This window comes from Paenibacillus sp. GP183 (assembly GCF_900104695.1).
GTDB lineage: Bacteria > Bacillota > Bacilli > Paenibacillales > NBRC-103111 > Paenibacillus_AI.
In genome coordinates this window covers 4,373,909-4,394,027 of the sequence record NZ_FNSW01000001.1, presented here as the reverse complement: position 1 = coordinate 4,394,027, position 20,119 = coordinate 4,373,909, and the positions used below count along the sequence as shown (strand labels likewise).

The 20,119-nt window shown below is 45.4% G+C and carries 20 protein-coding genes; 10 read left to right on the top strand and 10 right to left on the bottom strand.

Annotation, left to right across the window (positions count from 1 at the left end):
• Nucleotides 1-69 precede the first annotated feature (69 nt).
• Nucleotides 70-1,434 carry an IS1182 family transposase gene (locus BLV33_RS21640; protein WP_090799128.1) on the top strand — a complete coding sequence of 455 codons (1,365 nt, stop codon included), beginning with the start codon at nucleotides 70-72 and terminating at the stop codon, nucleotides 1,432-1,434.
• 129 nt (nucleotides 1,435-1,563) lie between these two features.
• Here BLV33_RS21640 and BLV33_RS21635 read toward each other — a convergent pair whose 3' ends face one another.
• Both BLV33_RS21635 and BLV33_RS21630 read right to left on the bottom strand, forming a co-directional pair.
• Nucleotides 1,564-1,851 (bottom strand): CD3324 family protein, encoded by a 288-nt coding sequence (locus BLV33_RS21635; RefSeq protein ID WP_090796719.1) that lies wholly within the window; start codon nucleotides 1,849-1,851, stop codon nucleotides 1,564-1,566.
• A gap of 564 nt (nucleotides 1,852-2,415) precedes the next feature.
• Complete coding sequence (locus BLV33_RS21630; RefSeq protein WP_253187259.1) at nucleotides 2,416-3,135, bottom strand: alpha/beta hydrolase; 720 nt, start codon at nucleotides 3,133-3,135, stop codon at nucleotides 2,416-2,418.
• Between the two features lie 270 nt (nucleotides 3,136-3,405).
• Between BLV33_RS21630 and BLV33_RS21625 the strand changes: the two genes are divergently transcribed.
• Nucleotides 3,406-5,118, top strand: coding sequence for a methyl-accepting chemotaxis protein (locus BLV33_RS21625; RefSeq protein WP_090796711.1), 1,713 nt, complete (start codon nucleotides 3,406-3,408; stop codon nucleotides 5,116-5,118).
• A 78-nt stretch (nucleotides 5,119-5,196) separates the two neighbouring features.
• On the opposite strand, the gene BLV33_RS21620 is transcribed toward BLV33_RS21625, so the two are convergent.
• Nucleotides 5,197-6,216 carry a HoxN/HupN/NixA family nickel/cobalt transporter gene (locus BLV33_RS21620; RefSeq protein ID WP_090799127.1) on the bottom strand — a complete coding sequence of 340 codons (1,020 nt, stop codon included), beginning with the start codon at nucleotides 6,214-6,216 and terminating at the stop codon, nucleotides 5,197-5,199.
• Nucleotides 6,217-6,356: 140 nt separating this feature from the next.
• On the opposite strand from BLV33_RS21620, the gene BLV33_RS21615 reads away from it, so the two are divergent.
• The 3 genes from BLV33_RS21615 to BLV33_RS21605 all read left to right on the top strand — a co-directional run bounded on the left by BLV33_RS21615 (nucleotide 6,357) and on the right by BLV33_RS21605 (nucleotide 8,555).
• Complete coding sequence (locus BLV33_RS21615) at nucleotides 6,357-7,160, top strand: sensor histidine kinase (protein WP_090796708.1); 804 nt, start codon at nucleotides 6,357-6,359, stop codon at nucleotides 7,158-7,160.
• The gene (locus BLV33_RS21610) at nucleotides 7,160-7,831 is read left to right on the top strand and encodes a response regulator (RefSeq protein ID WP_090796705.1); all 672 of its coding nucleotides are present in this window, start codon (nucleotides 7,160-7,162) and stop codon (nucleotides 7,829-7,831) included. The genes BLV33_RS21615 and BLV33_RS21610 overlap by 1 nt, the downstream gene beginning before the upstream one ends.
• 109 nt (nucleotides 7,832-7,940) lie before the next feature.
• On the top strand, nucleotides 7,941-8,555 hold the full coding sequence (locus BLV33_RS21605; RefSeq protein ID WP_090799125.1) for a YcnI family copper-binding membrane protein: 615 nt from the start codon (nucleotides 7,941-7,943) through the stop codon (nucleotides 8,553-8,555).
• 321 nt (nucleotides 8,556-8,876) lie between these two features.
• On the opposite strand, the gene BLV33_RS21600 is transcribed toward BLV33_RS21605, so the two are convergent.
• The 6 genes from BLV33_RS21600 to BLV33_RS21575 form a co-directional block, all read right to left on the bottom strand.
• A complete protein-coding gene (locus BLV33_RS21600; protein WP_090796701.1) occupies nucleotides 8,877-9,365 on the bottom strand; it encodes a dihydrofolate reductase in 489 nt (162 codons plus the stop codon).
• A gap of 20 nt (nucleotides 9,366-9,385) precedes the next feature.
• Entirely contained in the window at nucleotides 9,386-10,180 is a 795-nt protein-coding gene (gene thyA, locus BLV33_RS21595) for a thymidylate synthase (RefSeq protein WP_090796697.1), read from the bottom strand.
• Nucleotides 10,181-10,375: 195 nt separating this feature from the next.
• Entirely contained in the window at nucleotides 10,376-10,765 is a 390-nt protein-coding gene (locus BLV33_RS21590) for an IDEAL domain-containing protein (protein WP_090796693.1), read from the bottom strand.
• An 83-nt stretch (nucleotides 10,766-10,848) separates the two neighbouring features.
• Nucleotides 10,849-11,733 carry a non-homologous end-joining DNA ligase gene (ligD, locus tag BLV33_RS21585; RefSeq protein WP_090796690.1) on the bottom strand — a complete coding sequence of 295 codons (885 nt, stop codon included), beginning with the start codon at nucleotides 11,731-11,733 and terminating at the stop codon, nucleotides 10,849-10,851.
• A complete protein-coding gene (locus BLV33_RS21580) occupies nucleotides 11,730-12,635 on the bottom strand; it encodes an ATP-dependent DNA ligase (protein WP_090796687.1) in 906 nt (301 codons plus the stop codon). Before BLV33_RS21580 ends, ligD begins: the two co-directional genes overlap by 4 nt.
• A 3-nt stretch (nucleotides 12,636-12,638) precedes the next feature.
• The gene (locus BLV33_RS21575) at nucleotides 12,639-13,604 is read right to left on the bottom strand and encodes a non-homologous end joining protein Ku (RefSeq protein ID WP_090796684.1); all 966 of its coding nucleotides are present in this window, start codon (nucleotides 13,602-13,604) and stop codon (nucleotides 12,639-12,641) included.
• A gap of 167 nt (nucleotides 13,605-13,771) precedes the next feature.
• Here BLV33_RS21575 and BLV33_RS21570 point away from each other — a divergent pair, with 167 nt between their 5' ends.
• Complete coding sequence (locus BLV33_RS21570) at nucleotides 13,772-14,233, top strand: MarR family winged helix-turn-helix transcriptional regulator (RefSeq protein ID WP_090796680.1); 462 nt, start codon at nucleotides 13,772-13,774, stop codon at nucleotides 14,231-14,233.
• Nucleotides 14,230-15,489: an MFS transporter gene (locus BLV33_RS21565; RefSeq protein WP_090796676.1), complete on the top strand. Its 1,260-nt coding sequence runs from the start codon at nucleotides 14,230-14,232 to the stop codon at nucleotides 15,487-15,489. Before BLV33_RS21570 ends, BLV33_RS21565 begins: the two co-directional genes overlap by 4 nt.
• Before the next feature lie 114 nt (nucleotides 15,490-15,603).
• Here the strand turns inward: BLV33_RS21565 and BLV33_RS21560 are convergent, their stop codons facing one another.
• Nucleotides 15,604-16,131 carry a GNAT family N-acetyltransferase gene (locus BLV33_RS21560; protein ID WP_090796672.1) on the bottom strand — a complete coding sequence of 176 codons (528 nt, stop codon included), beginning with the start codon at nucleotides 16,129-16,131 and terminating at the stop codon, nucleotides 15,604-15,606.
• Nucleotides 16,132-16,295: 164 nt separating this feature from the next.
• On the opposite strand from BLV33_RS21560, the gene BLV33_RS21555 reads away from it, so the two are divergent.
• From BLV33_RS21555 to BLV33_RS21545, 3 genes are read left to right on the top strand one after another with little or no spacing between them, the layout of a single operon-like run.
• Nucleotides 16,296-17,825 carry a spore germination protein gene (locus BLV33_RS21555; protein WP_090796668.1) on the top strand — a complete coding sequence of 510 codons (1,530 nt, stop codon included), beginning with the start codon at nucleotides 16,296-16,298 and terminating at the stop codon, nucleotides 17,823-17,825.
• Nucleotides 17,822-18,982 (top strand): Ger(x)C family spore germination protein, encoded by a 1,161-nt coding sequence (locus tag BLV33_RS21550; RefSeq protein WP_090796665.1) that lies wholly within the window; start codon nucleotides 17,822-17,824, stop codon nucleotides 18,980-18,982. The genes BLV33_RS21555 and BLV33_RS21550 overlap by 4 nt, the downstream gene beginning before the upstream one ends.
• Before the next feature lies 1 nt (nucleotide 18,983).
• Nucleotides 18,984-20,069, top strand: coding sequence for a GerAB/ArcD/ProY family transporter (locus BLV33_RS21545; protein WP_171909237.1), 1,086 nt, complete (start codon nucleotides 18,984-18,986; stop codon nucleotides 20,067-20,069).
• Nucleotides 20,070-20,119: the final 50 nt, after the last annotated feature.

Sequence of the window (20,119 nt, the reverse complement as noted above, 5' to 3'; positions counted from 1 at the left end):
GTGACAGATCGACTGCTCCAACAAGCAATCGCACAGGTACTTACACCGTTGTTTGATCCGCAGTTTTCCATGTTGTATTCTCATCAGCCCGACCCTCAATTGGACTTCGAACTGGTTTGCATTGAGCATTTGGTTCCGGACGATCATCTCCTACGTCATATTTCAAAATACATGGACTTCTCATTTATCACGGAAAAAGTACGTCCTTACTACAGCGAAACACACGGACGTCCGTCCATCGATCCAGTTATGCTCTTCAAAATGCTGTTTATCGGTTACTTGTACGGAATCCGGTCAGAGCGTCAGCTCGAACAGGAGATCAACCTGAATGTCGGCTACCGTTGGTTTCTGGGCATTGGCCTGTCCAAGAAGGCGCCGGACCATTCCACCATCAGTTGGAACCGGAAGAAGCGCTTCAAAGATACGACGGTATTCCAAGACATCTTCGACGAGGTCGTCCGCCTGGCAATCGAAAATCGGATGGTGGCCGGCCGCGTGCTCGTCACCGATTCTACTCACCTGAAAGCGAACGCGAATAAACGGAAACACAACGTTCAAGTAGTAGAGCGCTCGCCACAGGAATACATAGAAGAACTGGAGAAAGCAATTGAAGAAGATCGGCGGACCCTCGGAAAAAAGTCGCTGAAAGTCCGGGAGGAGGTGGTCGAGACCAAGGAAATCAAGGTTAGCACCACAGATCCTGAGAGCGGGTATATGGTCCGTGACGGCAAGCCGGAAGGTTTCTTCTATCTGGATCACCGTACCGTCGACCACAAATTCAACATCATCACCGACGTTCACGTTACGCCCGGAAATGTACACGACTCGGTTCCCTATGTCGAGCGGCTCAAGTATCAGATCGAAAAATTTGGTTTTACCGAATCCCTTGAAGCAGTGGCTGTCGACTCCGGTTACCTAACTCCTCACATTTGCAAAGAACTGCAGCAGATGAAAGTGTTCGCCGTCATCGGAGGACGTTCATTTACACCGGTCAAAGGACTTATGAAGAAATGGCAGTTTAAGTTCGACGCTGAGAAAAACGTGTATGTTTGTCCGGCCAAACATGAACTAAAGTATTCTACAACGAACCGCGAAGGCTATCGGGAATACAAATCGAACCCGAAACATTGCAAGGATTGCCCGTTGCTGGAGGCGTGCACGCGAGCCAAGAACAAGCAGAAAGTGATCACCCGGCACGTATGGGAAGACAGCAAGGAATGGGTGCGGCTAAATCGGCTAAGCAAGTCCGGCAAATACCTGTATCGCCTGCGATACCAAACCATTGAGCGAAGTTTCGCGGATGCAAAAGAGCTCCACGGACTTCGCTATTGCCGTTTGCGTGGCAGGGATAACGTCCAGGAACAAGCGCTGATGACCGCAACCGTACAGAACATAAAAAAGATCGCCCTCCACCTTGCCAAGAAGGCAAAGTAGAGGGCGATTGTTGTTCGAGTAGGTGAGTCGTACTCAGAAAGGGACACTCGCCACGTATCTTTTGTATCGAAAAGCAAAATAACCGCTTTTCTCAACAGTCTGAAGAACAGCAACGTAAAGTTGCTGTTCTTAAACTTGACTCAGGGTCAATTCACGCGTTTTAACAATTATTTTGCGTATGCTGTCTTCAGAAAGATGGAAGGTTTCGATAAGCTCCATCACGCTGATACCGCTCTCATACATCCGAAAAATCTCCCTGTTCCTACGCTCGATGATAACTCGTGTTCCATTATTTTCTCCCCAGCCAGCACGCTTTTGCCCGTTTTTGGGGATATAGATAATTTCGCCTTGGATATACTCTTGCAATTGTTTCAATAAATTAGGGGGAAGTATATCTTTCCCGTTCTTGTAACTCATGGATGAGAACCTCCTCAAATTTTCACTAACGCTGTAAATGCCTGCTTTTACATGCACGAGTGGTCTCATCCCTTTAACCCTATACCATTCTTCAAAAATGGAATAAAAAAACACGATAACAGTATCGTGCCTGCGGCTTGTATATGTAATTCATACAAATCAGGAGAACGGTTATTCCACGAATGATATTCAGTTAAGAGACGAGCACCTCAACGGTTGCTGCAATCATTGTCATATTCATTGTGTTCATATACCTGCACTCCCTTCACTTGAATTATTTTTGGATATTTATTGGTAACTCTATGTTAATTATATGGAAAAAGCTCTTGTCTGTCTACCTTGCTCTGGAAAATGTATGCGGAGGCTTTGCAGCCTCCGTAAATGACCGGTCTCTGCTAAGCAGAGACCACCTCACTGTTTGCAACCAAATCGATCACTCCTTTCCTTAGAAATCAGCCGGCCGGCTCACTTTAATTTACGCATATTCGGAAGGTCTTTCTCAAGTGAAAGATTGGTTATACTAATTTATTACCAACCCGGGGCAGCCATTTCTCCTCAAATCGATCAAAAGCCTTGCTTTTTAAGCCAGCGGCCGCAGACCTCGGACCATGCTCTAACTTCCGGACTGCCTTCAGCAAGGCCCAATCCATGTGCACCGCTTTCAAATACATGAAGCTCAAACGGAATCTTGTTCAAGCTAAGCTGAGATGCAAACATCAAGCTGTTTTCAACCGGTACAACCGGATCGTCTGCAGTATGCCAAAGAAAAGTCGGCGGGGTATCCTTGGTAATCTGGGTTTCATTCGACAGCATGTACAATAGGGCCGGAGCCGGATTTTCCCCCAGCAGGTTGAGCAATGAGCCTGAATGCGTAAAGGAACCCAATGTAATAACCGGGTAGCACAGTACCATCAAATCAGGGCGACAGCTATGTCGGTCTATCGGATCATCGGAATCCTCCTTACCCTTATCATAATGAGTTCCCACAGAAGATGCCAGATGACCTCCTGCGGAAAAGCCGAGAATGCCTACCCGATTCGCATCAAAGCCCCATTCCTCTGCATGAAGCCTCACTTTACGAATAGCTCGCTGAGCATCCCCAAGCGGAACCGGGTGCTTATATGGAGCAACCCTGTAATCCAGAACAACAGCCGCGATCCCAATGCCATTTAGCCACCTGGCAATAGGTTCTCCCTCGTGAGAAGCTCTTTCCCTATATCCCCCTCCAGGACATACAACAACAACGGGTGCTGGTTTGCCGCTGGATACGGGATATAAAGTCATGCTCGGACAGCCTTGATTGGCTTGTCCAATGGTGTTCATTTCTTCATGGGTCCAAAGTGAAACGTTCATCTGATTTCCCCTTTATCGATTATGTATTCCATGAATATCATATCGAAATGGAATCTATAGGAAAAGAGATTTCTATTGGCCAATGGATAATTTTAATTTACAGCAAATTAGTTACTGTTGTATGATGGTTGTGACCCATATATTGCTATATTTATTGAACGTTGGTTAACAGGATTTAAACCTTTGGGGGGAGCTTGGTACATGCAGTTCATGCACAACTTGTCGATTAGACAAAAGCTGTTGATTCTAATTGTTTTTACATCGTTATTCATCGGAATTGTAGGCTTGATCGGGTCCAAATATTTGCAGGAATCCACGGCGAGAATGGACGAAATGTATACATACAGATTGATCCCAGTAAAAGACTTGAACGTTGTGCGCATTCATAATAAAACTATTGAATCCAACATGTTTCAGCTGATGGTCGAGACCGACAAAGCAAAATCTGCCGAAATCATCAAAAATATTGAGAGCCTTGACCAAGAGGTTCAAACGATTTTGAAGCAGCTCAAAGATAGGATTCCTGAAGGAGATTATAAAAAGCTGCAGGAAGATATGGTTAAATTCTCTGACCAGCGTGGATCGATTATTTATAATGCCAGCACTGGCAAGGTACAAGCTGCGATATCCATTCTCCATACATTCAGCAGTATGCTTAACACGGTCAATGATGACCTCAGTAAGCTTGCCGATCGCAATGCTGCTCTTGCGGAAGAATCCAACGCCAATAACAGAAAAGAAGCTCAGACCGCCTATGCTTATTTGCTCGGCAGCTTGATTATTTGTATCCTTCTTTCCCTTACAATGGGCTTGTTAATCTCGAATAACATTGTGAATCCGATTCGCAAGGTCGTTCACATTGCCAAACAAGTAGCTCAGGGAGATCTGCGCGTTAAGCAGTTGAATATGACAGGCAAGAGTGAAATCGGTCAGCTTGCTGCTTCTATTGATGAAATGGTAGCCCATTTGAAAGAACTGATCACGGATGTCCATAAATCAGCCGGGCAGGTTGCTGAATCTGCCAATGAGCTGATGATTGGTTCGGAGCATACCAGCAAGGCCAGCGAAGCTGCCGCAACTGCCGTTCAAGATATTCATGAAGGCTTCCAAAAACAGCTGCATAGTATACATGAAACTTCCCGCGCTATGGAGGACATGACTTCAGGCATTCAACAAATTGCCAGCGGGAGCGAAGATGCTGCAGGTGCTTCCAGTTCAGCTTATGAAAAAGCCAATAACGGCCGAACTGTCATCTCCAACGCGGTTGCTACCATCGAGCATTTGGCTTCTGCCGTGCATGATTCCTCGGCACGTATCTCTTTGTTAGGTGAAAAAACAAATGAGATCACAGAAGTCATTAAACTTATCTCAGATTTAGCCTCACAAACCAACTTATTGTCCCTTAACGCCGCGATCGAAGCGGCGAGAGCGGGCGAACATGGCCGCGGTTTTGGAGTGGTCGCCGGTGAAGTCAAGAAGCTTGCCGAGCAATCCAGATTGTCCGCCTACAAAGTATCGGAGATTGTGGAAGAAATTCAGCAGGAAACGATGGAATTAGTTAATCAAATTAGCTCAAGCGTCCAGCAAGCCGAGCAAGGGCTTGAGGCAGCACATCAAGCAGGGAAAGCCTTTGAAGGAATCGCAAACGAAGTCGAGATTGTTTCTCAGCAAATCGTTAGTGTTTCTGCAACAGTGGAACAATTATCAGCAGGTTCACAGCAAATTCTTGCTACTTCTCACTCATTGCTGGGAATTGCGCAAGCCTCAGCAAGCAATACCGAGAACATCTCGGCAACTACGGAAGAAACGTTGGCTTCCATGGAAGAAGTCCGCAATTCATCCGCAGTTCTAAGCAAACTGGCGAGTGAATTAGACGAATTGATCAGTAAGTTCATTATAGCCGAACAAACATAAACATTAGACAGTCCTACGACGTTCTCAACTAAAAAAGCGATAGCCTGCAAATAAAATCTGCGGCATCGCTTTTTTAGTTTATCCTTGTGCCTTGGCTTGCCAACGTTCTTCGAGTCTAAGCCATTTCCAAATCCCGAATGAAATTACCCAAGCCAATACGAATAAACCAACCAGTAAATACCCCATCATGGAGAAATCAATCTTCTGCAGCCAGCGCCAGAAGGTGCCATCAAGCCCGATCTCTTGAGCAAGTACTTGTCCCAGCTCGATCATTCCGATAATGAGTGCAGCTGAAACGGCTATAGCGGTTACGGTCAAGTTGTAATACAGCTTGCGGAGCGGTGTCGAAAATGCCCATTTATAGGCTTTGGTCATAAACATGCCGTCTGCCGTATCCATCAGGCTCATCCCGGCTGCGAATAATATCGGCAGTGAGAGAATGCCGACAACTGGGATGGATTGCTGAACGGCCCCCGCAGAGATGGCAAGCAGAGCTACCTCGCTGGCCGTATCAAAACCAAGTCCGAACAAAAAACCGAGAGGATACACATGCCAGCTTTTATTGATATAGTTGTAAAACGGACCGATCATTCTTGCAACAAAGCCTCTCGAGTTCAGCAGCTTCTCAAATTCATCCTCATCATGCAGGCCTTTGCGATATTTGCGGAACAGCCGAGAAAGGTTAAGAAGGATAAGCAGGTTAATCAAGCCAATGATGACCAGGAAGCTTCCAGATACAGCGGCTCCGATGATCCCGCCAATCTCTTGCATCCAAGGCATCTCTCTTTGTGCCCATTGTACGGAAAGCGCTGTAACGGCAGTCATTACAAACACAACGGAGGAGTGCCCCAAGGAAAAATAAAATCCGACACCCAAGGGATTCTTTTTTTGCTGAATAAGCTTGCGCACCGTATTATCAATAGCAGCGATATGATCGACATCAAAGGCATGGCGAAGTCCCAGAGTATAAGCGAGCAGCCCTATCCCCAAAAATGACGGAACCCCGCGAACTACGCTGTATAAACCCAGGATGCCTGCAATATGCAGCGCAAGGACGACAATCACATAGCCGATCCATTTGCTTTTTTGTTCAAACATTTCATTCCACACTACAACATTTCCTCCTGCCATTCACTTTTCCAATCATAATTGTTACTAATGTATCACAGATGAACATGTTCAAGAAAGTTTGATATACTTAGAGATGGTTGTATTTTAGGAAAAAGGATGATTACGGAATGTCGCTTCGCATGCTGAAGTTCCTTACGATTGTGCTCCCGCCCTTTATTATCGGCGGGTTTGAGTATTTTCGCCATGATTTTATGCTCGGTTATTTGTCGATGGAAGCCGGCAATTTGTACATCACTGTAATTACATTGATCCTTTCTTATTTTTTTGCTTCCTGGATGTTCAGGAGTATTGAAACCAATAATATGAAGCTGGCCGAGGAAAAAGCACGACGGGCTGTGTATGAGGATCGTGAACGATTGGCCAGAGAGCTCCACGACGATTTGGCGCAGACGTTATTTTTTCTCAACGTGAAATTAAAGCAAGGTCATCTGGAGGAAGCTAAAGGCGCTGTGCTGGAAATTGACAATTCACTCCGACAAGCTATCTTCAATCTTCGGACGCCTCCCGAAGAAGGTGCTGATTTCGAATTGAGACTGCACAAATGGCTGGGCGATTGGCAAAAGATCGCCGGAATCGAGCTAATCGAGCATTTAGACCTTGCTCACTATATCTTCAATCCTGCTGAAGAAGTTCAATTGTTTGGCATTGTGCAGGAAGCTTTCACAAATATCCGCAAGCATTCCAAAGCGACTCATGCAGAAATCAGGATTCATACGGAAGAAGGAGGATGGCGGATGCTCATCTCCGATAATGGCTGCGGCTTGCGGCATGAAGCAGTCCAAACCAAGTGCTATGGAATGGATATGATGCGTAAAAGAGCCTCTGAGATGGGAGCTTCATTCGAAATCGTATCCAAACCAGGAGACAATGGAACTCAATTATGGGCCGAAGCAAAAAGGGGGAACGGATGATGGACAAGCAGACTTACCGAGTGCTTATAGCGGATGATCATCCTTTGGCCCGCAAAGCCGTACGCAGCATCTTGGATATGGACAACGCCTTTTTCGTCGTGGGCGAAGCTTATAATGGCGAAGAAGCTATTCTTCTTTGCGGGGAAGTCGAACCTGATCTTGTGATCATGGATATCCATATGGCCCCGATTAGCGGACTTGAAGCAACACGCCGAATTAAGCAGCTTTATCCTCATATTCGTATTGTTGTTTTAACCGTTTCAGATGACGTCGCGGATTTGTTTACCGCACTTCAATTCGGTGCACAGGGATATTTGCTCAAGAATATGGATCCCGATGAATGGCTTATGTATCTGCATGCCCTGCTCGATGATAATTCAGAGGTTGCCCGGGAGATGGCGGATCGCCTTTTTTTACGATTTTATCCTGGCCAAGGAGCTTTTCACGGCGGCGACCCTGATCCAAGTATGCTGACCTCACGGGAACGGCAAATTGCTGCTTTTGTTGCCGAAGGAGACAACAACAGGCAAATTGCCGAGAAGCTGTTGATTTCGGAACACACCGTAAAAAATCATATGAAAAATATTTTGGAAAAACTGGGCTTCGAAAACAGGGTACAGCTCACCGCCTATATCATTAAATATGGATTGACAATAAAGAGACAAAATTAATGCCCAAAAATAGCCCACATGAGTCATACTAATCTGAATGAAACAGGACTACAATGTTTGTAAATCATTTTATTCAGATAGGGGCCGAAACTAATTGTTTAAAAAATTCATGTTAAACTGTGCTGTATTGCTGGTTTGCTCTTTGTTACTTGCGGGAATCGCGAGTGCACACGTCGTTGTTTATCCACAGGAAAGCACTCAAGGATCTTATGAGAAGTTCACGGTTCGAGTACCTTCGGAGAAGGATGTCCCTACCGTTAAGGTGGAAGTTAAATTCCCGGTGGATGCGGTCGCTGTATCCCGCTTCGAACCGAAAGCAGGCTGGAATTATCAAATTTCCAAGGATGCCGACGGGAAAGTAACCGGAGTGGTTTGGACAGCAACCGGTGAGGGCTTATCAGCTACCGAGTTTGGTGATTTCGGCATGCAAGGCAAGGTTGGGGATACAGCCACAGCCATTACCTGGAAGGCTTATCAAACCTATAAGGACGGAAGCGTGGTTGAATGGACCGGAGCAGCAGACTCTAAAACTCCGGCTTCCGTGACGACAGTTAAGGCCAAGCCTGCCGGAGCAGCAGCAGATAACCACGGTGCAACAGCGGGTCATACTGCCGCTGCAAGCAGTGGAACCTCAAATACGGCGCTTTACCTTTCCATTGCCGCTGTGGTGCTGGCCGCTTTGGCCTTGATTATGGCCATGCGTAAACGGGGGGCAGCATCTTAGAGCGTATGCTCTTGGGAAAAGCTGTTCTGAATAATAATGAGCTAAAGGTCATAATTAACGAGTCTATGCTTACTAATTTCCCAATGAATTATTGACTTGAACAGAAACAATAAGTGTGAAGTCACTATTCATGAAATTGGGATCATTATTAATGAGCTTTGGATCACTGTTGATACTTTACATGAAAAACCTCGGACATTTAATCACGATTGACTTACTAATAATGAGGTTTCCCTCCCTATAGCAGTAAAAGAAAACCTCTACAAAAAAGCCTCAATAGAAGGATTCAATCCTTCAGTTGAGGCTTTTTGCATGTGCGGATTATTTGCTCTTTTTTTCATAGATTTGAAAATAATACTCATATGGATTCTTCTCATCCTGAATGCCTTGGTCATTGGAAACAATTGTCCACTCTTGCATGTCCACTTCCGGAAAGTGAGTATCAGCTGCAAATTCATGCTCGATTCGGGTGATGTACATCCGATCCACTTGGGGTAAAAATAAACGAAATATTTCCGAACCGCCAATAACAAACAGCTCTTCCTGTTGAAATTGAGCGGCTGCTTCCCGAGCACTATGAACGATCTCACAGCCTTCTGCCGTGAAATTAGGATCTTGAGTAATGACAACATTTCGCCTTCCGGGAAGCGGTTTGCCGATGGATTGATAGGTTTTACGGCCCATGAGAATTGGATGGCCAGTTGTAATTCTTTTAAAAAATTTCAAATCGGCAGGCAAATGCCAGGGAAGCTGATTATCTTTTCCAATAGCTCGATTGCGATCCATCGCAAATATAAAAGAAATACTCATCCGCATCAGCTCCTAATCGATTAAATAGCAATAGGCGCCTTGATGCCCGGATGAAACTCATAGCCAACAAACTCAAAATCGCCAAATTGATAATCAAATATCGAATCCGGCTGGCGTTTGATGGTGAGTGTTGGTAATGGGTAAGGCTCTCTTGTTAATTGAAGCTTTACTTGCTCCAGGTGATTCAAGTAAATATGCACGTCCCCACCGGTCCAAATCAAGTCACCAATCCCTAGTCCGCACTGCTGAGCTACCATGTGGGTGAGCAAAGCATAGGAGGCCAAATTAAAGGGAAGACCCAGAAAAGTGTCAATGGAGCGCATATGAAACATACAGGACAATCGGCCGTTAGCTACATAAAACTGAAAGGCATAATGACAAGGGGGCAAGGCCATCGTTTCAATCTCGGCAACATTCCATGCGCTGACCAGGTGTCTGCGGGAATTCGGATTGGATTTGATTTGCTGAATCAGATTGGAAATCTGATCGATGGCTTGTCCATCCACAGCTGGCCAGGTTCTCCACTGAGATCCATATACGCGACCCAGATTGCCTTCCTCATCAGCCCACTCATCCCATATAGTAACACCATTTTCACGCAAATATGTCACATTGGTGCTTCCACTCAAAAACCATAGAAGCTCATGAACGATCGATTTGATATGCAGTCTTTTCGTAGTCATCAGGGGGAACCCTTTCGATAAATCGATACGAATTTGCCTGCCGAAAACAGAAAGGGTTCCGGTACCCGTCCGATCCTCTTTTTGCACACCGTGCTCCATAACATCCTGCAGCAGTTCCAAATAAGTTTTCATTCGCCACCTCGTATTTAACATAATTAATTAGTATTATAGCAGAGGCGATATGGATTACAAGGATAAACGGTTGCGCCGTCCTATATGACGAGCGCGTTTGTCAAGGTTGATGCGAAGCAAGATAAGTTTGGGAAAACTTATACTTTCTTATCAACGCACAAAAAAAATGAACGCGGATTGCGCTCATTTCTCTATTCAGCCCATCCAAAATCGGCGATGAGGTATTGTCGTATAAGATTGCGTTTGTTGTTGGTCACTCTTATCTTTCTTGGCATGAAGGGCTTCGAGTGAAGATGTCAGCTCTGTGAACCATTGCTTGTCTCTAGCCGATAGCGCAATATCTATAAGATTATACAAGCTTCTTTCATCCAAGCCGGCATCCACCTTCAACAGCTCAAGCTTGCTTACCAAACTTTCGGAAACTCTGCCGACGATTCGCTCCCTGTCACTCTGTGTCACTCGAACCAATGCAGATTCCAGGTTCTTGCTTATGGTCTCCACATAGCCGCGTATTCTTTCATCATGTACCGTCGTTCCACTTACCCAATCTCCTGGCTGAATTTGCGTTTGCTTCACTTCTGTCATCCTGCTCACCCTTTCTTCATGGACTAAAATAAAATGCAGCAGTTAGTACTGTTATTGTAATAGTTACAGATGAAATTGTCAATTCATTTGATAAACTCCAGAATCGGTTTCAGCGACTGCCTGCTTGTCTTGGCGATCAGATCCCCCTGCTCAGCCAATCGTTGTTCAATCGTCAGCAAAGTAAATGCTTTAGGATCAACGCCCCGCCTGACTTCATCCCACGTAAGCGGCGTTGATACAGTTGCATGCTCTCTGGCGCGCGGTGTGTAGGGAGCGGACAAGCTTTTGCCTGCCGCATGCTGCACATAGTCGATGTAAATTTTATCACCGCGATTTTTAATCAGCCTTTCGATGGTAAATAATCGGGGATACTTTTCAGTCAAGTATTTTCCAACAAAATGGCCGATTTTCCGCAGCTGATCAAACGTATATCCCTTTTGAATCGGGATAATTATTTGCACGCCGGTCGCTCCGGAGGTTTTCGGTACCGATCTTATCCCCATCGCTTCCAGTGTCTCGCCTATTGCTGCGACAGCTTCCATCAGCCTCGGCTCTTGTTCCAGGCTGGGGTCGATATCGAGCACCCACTCTGCCGGTTCTTCTCCGCCGATATATTCAAAAGACGGATGAAACTCCAGCGCTGCCAAATTTCCCAGCCAAATCAGTGTGGACAGAGAATCCAGATTTATGTAATTCACATCAGAATTCTTGGCAGTGTGCACAAATGCCGGCATCGAATTAGGGACGTTCTTCTGGTAAAAGGACTTACCATGAATACCGCCAGGAAAGCGAATCGTGGTCAAATAACGATCCCTGCAGTACGGAAGCAGATACGGCGCTAACGCAATCAGCTTTTGCAAATACAGCAGCTTGGTTATTCCCGCCTCCGGCCAGAGCAGCTTGCCCGGATGGCTTACCGTAATCTCGTTTCCTTCTACTTCAACTACCCCTTTATCAGCAGTCCTCATAACAGGTTCCCTCCCAAAGAAAGCAGTTTTGGATGACGGACCGCACCGCCCTCGGTGATTTCCTGCCCGCTCACTTCGCAGGTGAATGTCTTGTTCAGCCAGCGCACTTTCATGCCTTTTAAATCCTCCGGCAGCGACGTAAAATAATCCGTAAATGCTCGATCCGCCGGCAAGTCGAACAACCAGCGTCGCCATTTATCATTCAGACCGGAAGATACCCTGCCTAAATATTCGCCATCCCTCCGCATGACCAAGCTCGATACCCGGCCTTCCTTCATCAGGATGCCAACGGCTTCGATCTCCAGTCGAAGCATCGTTTTCTTTTTCAGCCAATCGTGATGCTCTTTGCCTTCCCGGTAAGGGCTGGACAGCTTCTTGCTGACTACACCCTCCCAGCCGTTGGCATTTACCCACGCCCAGAGGGTTTCCCCGTCTTCGAACAGGTCTGTCAGAAAAAAGGGTGGCCCCCAATCAGCCGCCAGCGCTTTAAGTCTCTCATGCCGTTCCCCAAAGGGGCGCTTGCGCAAATCCTCCTGACCCAGCTGCAATAGGTCAAAGATGATGTATTGGACAGGCGCTCGTTCGGCACCTCGGGTGATCAACCGCGGGTCCGTCAGTTTATCCCGTTGCTGCATTTTCTGAAAGCTCGGGCGATTCGTTTCGGCATCCATTACAACCAGTTCCCCATCCAGGAGGAAGGTTCCCTTAAGCTGGGAAAGCGCCTCGACCAGGTCAGGATATTTCGCATTCTTAAACAGCATCCGCTTCGAATACAGCTCCACCTGTCCCTGATCCACCATGGCAATTGTTCGATAACCATCCCATTTCAGCTGATAGCCCCAACCCTCCACATGCGGAAGCTCATCAGTAAGAATAGGCGACATCGGGGTAAAAGGCTTCATCCCTTACGCCCCCGTTTTTTTCGCGCGAGATTTGCCTGCCGGCTTGGAGCTCGCCTTGGCGCTTGATTTGGGACTAGCTTTCCCCTGCGCTTCTTTGGCAGCCGACTTCGCTCTGCTTGTGGATTTGCCAGCGCTTGCAGACTTCGTTTTGTTTCCTGCCGAATTACCCGCGGAGTCTCCTTTGGAATCCCCGGAATTCGCTTTCTTCGACTGTTGCACGCTTGCCTTCAGGGCACTCATCAGATCGATCACATTCGTTTTCTTCTCTTCGGGAGCAAATTTCACTTCCTTGCCTTCCACTTTGCTCTCGATGGCACTCATCAGCCGCTCCCGATACTCGTCTTCATATTTATCAGGCTCGAACTTTGAGGACAGCTGCTCGATCAGCATTGTTGCCATTTCAAGCTCCCGGCCATCTATTTTGGACATCTTCGGCAGCTTGGGAATTTCCTCTTTGGGACGAATCTCTTCCGCGTAAAACATCGTCACCATCAACAGAACTCCGTCGACTACACGAATCGCAGCAAGACTGCTTTTGTTACGGATCGTCACATTGGCAATACCTATTTTTTGTGAGGATCTCAGGGCTTCAACCAGCAAATTATAGGCATGCGTACCGGACTCGTCGGGAGCCAAATAATACGTTTTTTGAAAATAGATCGGGTCAATCTCATGCAAATCGACAAAGTCGAGGATGCAAATTTCCCGCGAGGTCTCCGATGCGAGAGCTTCCAGCTCTTTTTTATCAAACGTAACATAATGACCGGGTTCATATTCATAGCCCTTTATGATATCGCTCCACTTGACTTCCTTCTCACATTTGGGGCAGGTGCGGTTATAGTGAATCGGAACATTGAAGTCCTTGTGCAGCATTTTCATCGGAATATCGTTATCCTGAGTAGCCGTATACATCTTCACCGGCACATTCACGAGTCCGAAATTCACGGCGCCTTTCCATATCGTTTGCATGTAGATCCCTCCAATTATCGATACTTGGCAAGCAGAGCTACTATTCATTATTAACCAACAGCCATACCGCTAAATCATTGGGCAATAAAAGATTGCAATTGCAACAGTTCCTAAACCTTTATATAATAGTGGCAAATGCAACCAATTATAGGCTGAGGGTGAAGTCGATGCTCGATCAAAGGAATTCCATACCCAGATGGGTTTCGCTTCTCTACCGCTACGGACAAATCTACATTGGTGATCAATTGAAGCACACCGAGATTGGCAAGGGCCAGCATATTTTTTTGAATGCCCTTTATCATGAGGATGGTCTGACCCAAGAGGAACTGTCCCATTATTTGAAAATAGATAAGGGCACCACAGCCAAAGCCTTGAAGAGGCTCGAAGCGCTCGGATATGTGAAAAGGAAGGTCTGCAACAAGGACAAGAGAGCCAACCGGGTTTTTCTGACGGATAAAGCTCTAGCGATAAAAAGTGAAATGAAACAAGTATTGGGAAATTGGAGAGAAGCGCTAACTGCCGGTTTAACGGAGGAGGAACAGCAGGTTGCTTTTGTTATCCTGGAGAAAATGGGAGCCAACGCAGCTGATTTTATCAAACATAATATGAAAGAAGGCAAGAGCTTATGAATCTGCGACATGCGGGAGACGGCTTTATCGATCAGCATTTCCATGCTTTGACTCATGCCAATTTTCGCTATTTGTGGTTTGGACAATGCATTTCCTTAATCGGAACCTGGACGCAAAACATTGGGCAAGCCTGGCTTGTGCTGACCTTGACAGGGTCACCCTTTTTACTTGGTCTAGTAGGTGCGTGCCAATTTTTGCCGATCACCTTCTTTTCCTTGTTCGCCGGTGTATTCATTGATAAATTTCCCAAAAAATCGATTCTTCTGCTCACTCAGACGATTTCAATGATTTTAGCCTTCACTTTAACCATTCTGGTCTTCACGGATACGGTCAAATTTGGCTACATTCTCGTACTCGCCCTCCTGCTCGGGCTGTGCAATACATTTGATATACCAACCCGCCAAGCACTTAATATTGAAATTGTCGGCAAAGAGGATTTGATGAGCGCTGTTGCTTTAAATTCTACCACATTTAACTTGGCGAGAATTGTCGGTCCTGGGATCGGGGCGATGCTCATGGCCTATCTCGGGGCTGGCTGGTGCTTTTTGCTGAATGGATTAAGCTTTCTGGCCGTTATTTATGGACTGCTGTTAGTTAAAACCCCATCCTATGTTAGACCCAATCGAAACAATGACGGTATTTTAAAAGAAATCAAAGATGGCATTATCTACATTGCCAATGATAAATTGCTGGCTCAAACCCTGCTTTTGGTGACTATCATCGGTACATTGGGATATAACTTTAATGTACTGATCCCCGTTTTCACAAAAGATATTCTCCACATGGGCGAAAAAACCTACGGGTTTTTAATGTCATGCCTCGGATTAGGCTCATTGATAGGTGCCATAACCGTTTCATTTCGCAGCCGCATGGGCCCTAAGTTATCCACAACCATTATCTTCAGTTTACTGGTTTCCCTGATGCTTGGCTTGAATGGCCTTGTGAGTTCTCCCTTGCTAGCTGCGATAATTTTGATCGCAACCGGCATTTGCAGTATCTTATTTGCCACGAATTCAAATTCCACATTGCAATTTCATTCCAAGGATGAGTACCGCGCGAGAGTGATGAGTGTACATTCTTTGGTTTTTGCGGGGTCTACGCCTATCGGTAATCTCTTTGCCGGTTATACAGCGGATCGGTTGGGTGCTAATGGAGCTTATCTCTGGTTAGGCCTGCTATGTTTGGTGCCTTGCTTGTTGATCATCGTGATCTACTGGAGAAAAGGGACCAGCACACCTGAGCAAGCAGAGATTTGATCAAGGATCCGGACAAGAAGATAACCCCTTACTATACATAAAAACTAATAAACAAAAACCAGTCTAACACTTATTTTCGTGTTTTGGACTGGTTTTTAATTTGCCAGCCCCGTCTTAAGTTGTCGCGTTGAGTTCCAGGCGCCAGTCGTTGCATCGCATCATGCTCCCTGGCGGATATTCGAATTCGCACTCGGCGACAAGCAAGAAGCCGAGCTTCCGGCAAATCGCGTTTGACGCAGGGTTGTCAACGGACGGGTACGCGTGAATGTGCCTGATCTTCTGCTCTGCTCCGGCTCTTGCAATGGCGGCCGCAGCAGCCGCTGCAGCAATGCCCTTGCCTTGGAATGGCGGCAGTACGCCCCAACCCATCTCATACATGGTCTCTTCCTGCCAGACGCGTTCCCAGTATCCTATGTTACCTACTTTTTCGAGCTCCGGCAGCAGGAAAATGCTGAACATACGGCCAGTTCCCTTCCCGCCGATCTCCATATACCGCTTGTGGCGCGCGAGAATTTGCTCCTCGGTCTCTGGACCTCCCAAGTGTTCCAGCATCTCTGGCACATTCAAGCGATACAATAGATCAAGGTCGGCATCTGCCCAAGGCTCAATCCGTATCTGTGATACATTCGTTCGATTTGGCACTCTATCACTCCTTAGTAAAAATTAGAACATAAGTTCGTTATTTTCATTTTAATATGAATTTTTGGGCGTGTCACTAAGAAGTTGAAGTGCAAACAAAAAGTATTATTTTCATAATTTTGGGTATATTACCTACAAATCTTCAGCACGAAAGTAGGAGTACCATCATGGGCTGGTTTGGAAAATTAAATGTATGGAGAAACAAACTTACCTCCGATAACAACCCTTCCAATGAAAATCCGAGTCAAAATATGGGCAAATCCATCATGGAGAATGAACAAATACTAAAAAATATGTTTCATAATTGTACGGACATTATATTTCGTGAAGTTACGATTCACGGCCAAACCAAGCTGTTATTGATCTACGCTGAAGATATGATCGATACAAATATCATTACCACAAACGTTCTAAAACCATTATTGTACGATGGGCTGCCTCAAGGACTTGGGACAATCGACAGTGTCACCCAAATGTTCGAGCAAGAGCTCTTATCCGTTTTACAAACCAAGAAGCTTTCCAGCTTTGGAGATATATCTGAACACATTTTAAAGGGAAGTGTGGCCGTATTGATCGATGGGGAAAATACAGCCCTGCTTGCCGATGTCTCCAAGTTTGAGACCCGAGCCATTGATGAGCCTACCAATGAGGCGGTACTTCGGGGATCCAGAGAAAGTTTTACGGAGCACCTGCGGACGAATACTACGCTGCTGCGCAGGATAATTGCAACACCGAAGCTGAAGATGGAAACTTTTAAAGTCGGAAAACTGACGAAGACAGATGTAGTCGTTACTTATATTGAAGGAATAGTTTCGATGTCCGTTCTGAAAGAAGTTCGTAAAAGAATAGATCGAATCCAAATCGATGGAATTCTTGAATCGGGCTATATTGAAGAAGCCATTGAAGATACTCATTTTTCTCCTTTTCCGCAAATGCTGACCAGTGAGCGCCCTGATGTTGTTGCCGCCGGATTGCTTGAGGGAAAAGTGGCCATATTAACCAACGGAACTCCATTTGCTCTTATAGTTCCAATGACATTCTGGGATGGATTACAGGCGCCCGACGATTATTATGAACGATTTATGTTTGTTTCCCTGAATCGGTGGATACGCTATGTATTTGCCGTCTTTTCCGTTACTTTTCCTTCTGTTTTTATTGCGTTAACCAATTTTCATCCGGAGATGGTTCCTCCAAAGCTGATGATGAGTATTGCCTCGCTGCGAGAGAAGGCACCCTTTCCGACAGTGATTGAAGTCTTTATAATGGAGTTCATGTTTGAAGGTTTACGGGAAGCGGGAATTCGCTTGCCCAAACAAATAGGTCCACTCGTAAGCATTGTCGGGGCCTTGGTTATTGGGGAGGCGGCTGTCCGCGCCGGGATCATCTCCGCGCCAATTGTCATTGTCGTATCGGCAGCAGGAATCTCATCATTTGTCATTCCGAGGTATAGATTCGGATTCCCCTTGCGGATGATAAGATTCCCTTTGTTGATCCTTTCCGGGGTATTGGGCTTATTTGGTGTTGCCATCGGGATGATTGCGATTATCATTCATCTGATTCACCTAAGTCCATTTGGAGTCCCTTATCTCACCCCGTTAGCTCCGCTGAACACTCGCAGCCTTATGGACTTGCTGCTTCGCTGGCCTCGAAGGCAGACGAAATATACTGAACCTGCAAATGAGGCGGATCATCCATGAAGAGAGCAGGCATACTTTGTTTCATATTGCTCCTGATGGTACTCAGCATTACCGGCTGCTGGAACCTTAGGGAACCGGATCATATAGCATTTGACCTTGGGACCGGGATGGATTTAACCAAAGACGGAAAGATGGAATTAAGTACACTAATCGCGATTCCGGCAGGTGTCGGCGGAAGCAGTGATGGCGGCGGCGGTGGACCTAAGAAAAAAAGCTCCATTGTGATAAAAGCTACTGGAAGGGACATTTACGATGCGAATCAAAACTTACAGAGACTCCTATCGCGAAAATTGTTTCTTGGGCATCGCCAGATTATCGTTGTCGGACAACGAATGGCCGAGCATGGATTAGGTAATTTGCTCGACGAATTTGTTCGTAATCCTGATTCGGAGATGCGCTCAAGGAAATATGTTGTGAAAGACGGTTTAGCAAAAGACGTCCTTTCTGTAAACACGATTTTTGACCCCTATGTAACTGATGCGCTCGTGCGTGAAATATCGACTCTGGGATTGAAACACTATTATCACCGAGATTTTTTTGCTGATGCTATGAGTCAAGGAACACAACCTTTAATGCCGGCGGTTCGCTTAAATGCCTCAAAGAAATATGTTTATGCCGGAACGGGCATTTTTAATAAAGACAACGGCTTGAAGCTGGTGGGATTCCTGAATGTTGAAGAAACAGCTTATGCCAATTGGATTACGGGTAGACAAACCGGATTTGCCGTACATTCTTTCGTTACCCAAGGGAATGGATACGTTAGCTTAAATCTGCAATCATTAGGTAAACGTATCCGTGTGAAAATGGTTGATAACCAACCACAGATTGACGTACGTCTCACTGGACAAGGATTCATTATCGAAAATAATGCAAGCTTGGATCCATCCAAACCAAAAGATCTGCAGATTATACAAGATGAACTCAGTCAAACGGCTCAGAAATCGATACAACAGCTGATCAAAAAAGCGCAAAATCAGTACAAGTTAGACTTCTTCGGGTTTGGTGAAAGAGTGCACGAGCAATACCCTCGTCAATGGAAAACCACCTTGAATCAAAAGTGGAACGAAACCTTTCCTCAGGTTCCTATTTCGATCAAAGTAGAACTTCAATGCAAGGATATGGGCCAAACCAATTCGTCTACAAGGAGAATGCCTTAAATTGAAAATATCAGGATCGCAAATTTTTTGGATAGTTGCAACGGTTGAAGTCGTTATGTCAATCTGGTTATGCATTATGCCAGTGATCGAAATATCGAAACAGGATGCATGGCTTTCGGTACTGATTGGGAGCGTCATAGGACTAGCCATAACCTATCTTGTTGTTCATCTGAGCGTTATCCACCCCAATCAAACATTGGTCGAATTTAGCCAAGCTCTGCTGGGCAAATGGTTTGGGAGAATGATTGTCCTTCCCTATTTCATTGCCTGGTATACACTATCTGCTGTTGTGCTGCGTTCATTTGGAGACTTTATCCATCTTGTTGCCCTTGACAGAACACCTGTGTGGATAATTATGATACTCATCGTAGGTTTAATGATTTATTTGACCTATTCCGGTGGTATAACGGGAATCGGCCGGTTTAGTCAAATAGTGGGACCTATTCTTTTTTTAACTTTATTTGTCAGTTTTATTTTAAGCATAGGCAACGTGAGATGGCATCATCTACTGCCAGTCTATGCCGATTCCGGATGGTTGAATATTTTAAAAGGATCAATTCCCGCTGCTTCTTATCTCGGAGAATCATTCTTTTTATTAGCTATTGTCTCATTTATGCATAACCCTCAAAAAGCGCCTTTGAGATCCATGATAGGCGTAGGACTTACCGCTTTTATAATTCTTATAACCACGATCATGGTGATATTGGTTTTTGGACCGAATTTCTCAGTCAATCTAAGGTTTCCTTATTTTATGCTGATAAGATCCATTGATATTTTAAATTTCATCCAAAACGTCGATTTATTCGTCATTTTCGTTTGGATTTATGGAATGTTTGCTAAATTATCCTTATATTTGTTTATTACAAGCTATGAAGCGGCTAATTGGCTCAATGTGAAGGATTGGCGAAGAATCATTTGGTTCGGCGCACCGGCGATTTTTATTATGGCTATCTTGGTTCCGAATGAGACGTTTCTTAGTATATACCCCAAGTTTTGGGAATTTGGAATAATTCCAGTTTGTGGTATCGTGCTACCCCTTTTATTATTGATCATTTCGATGGTCAAAAAGAAATCTGTAAAGCTATAAATACACTCTTCATAAACAGTAAATAGACAGCGAAACAGCTGTCTTCAGAC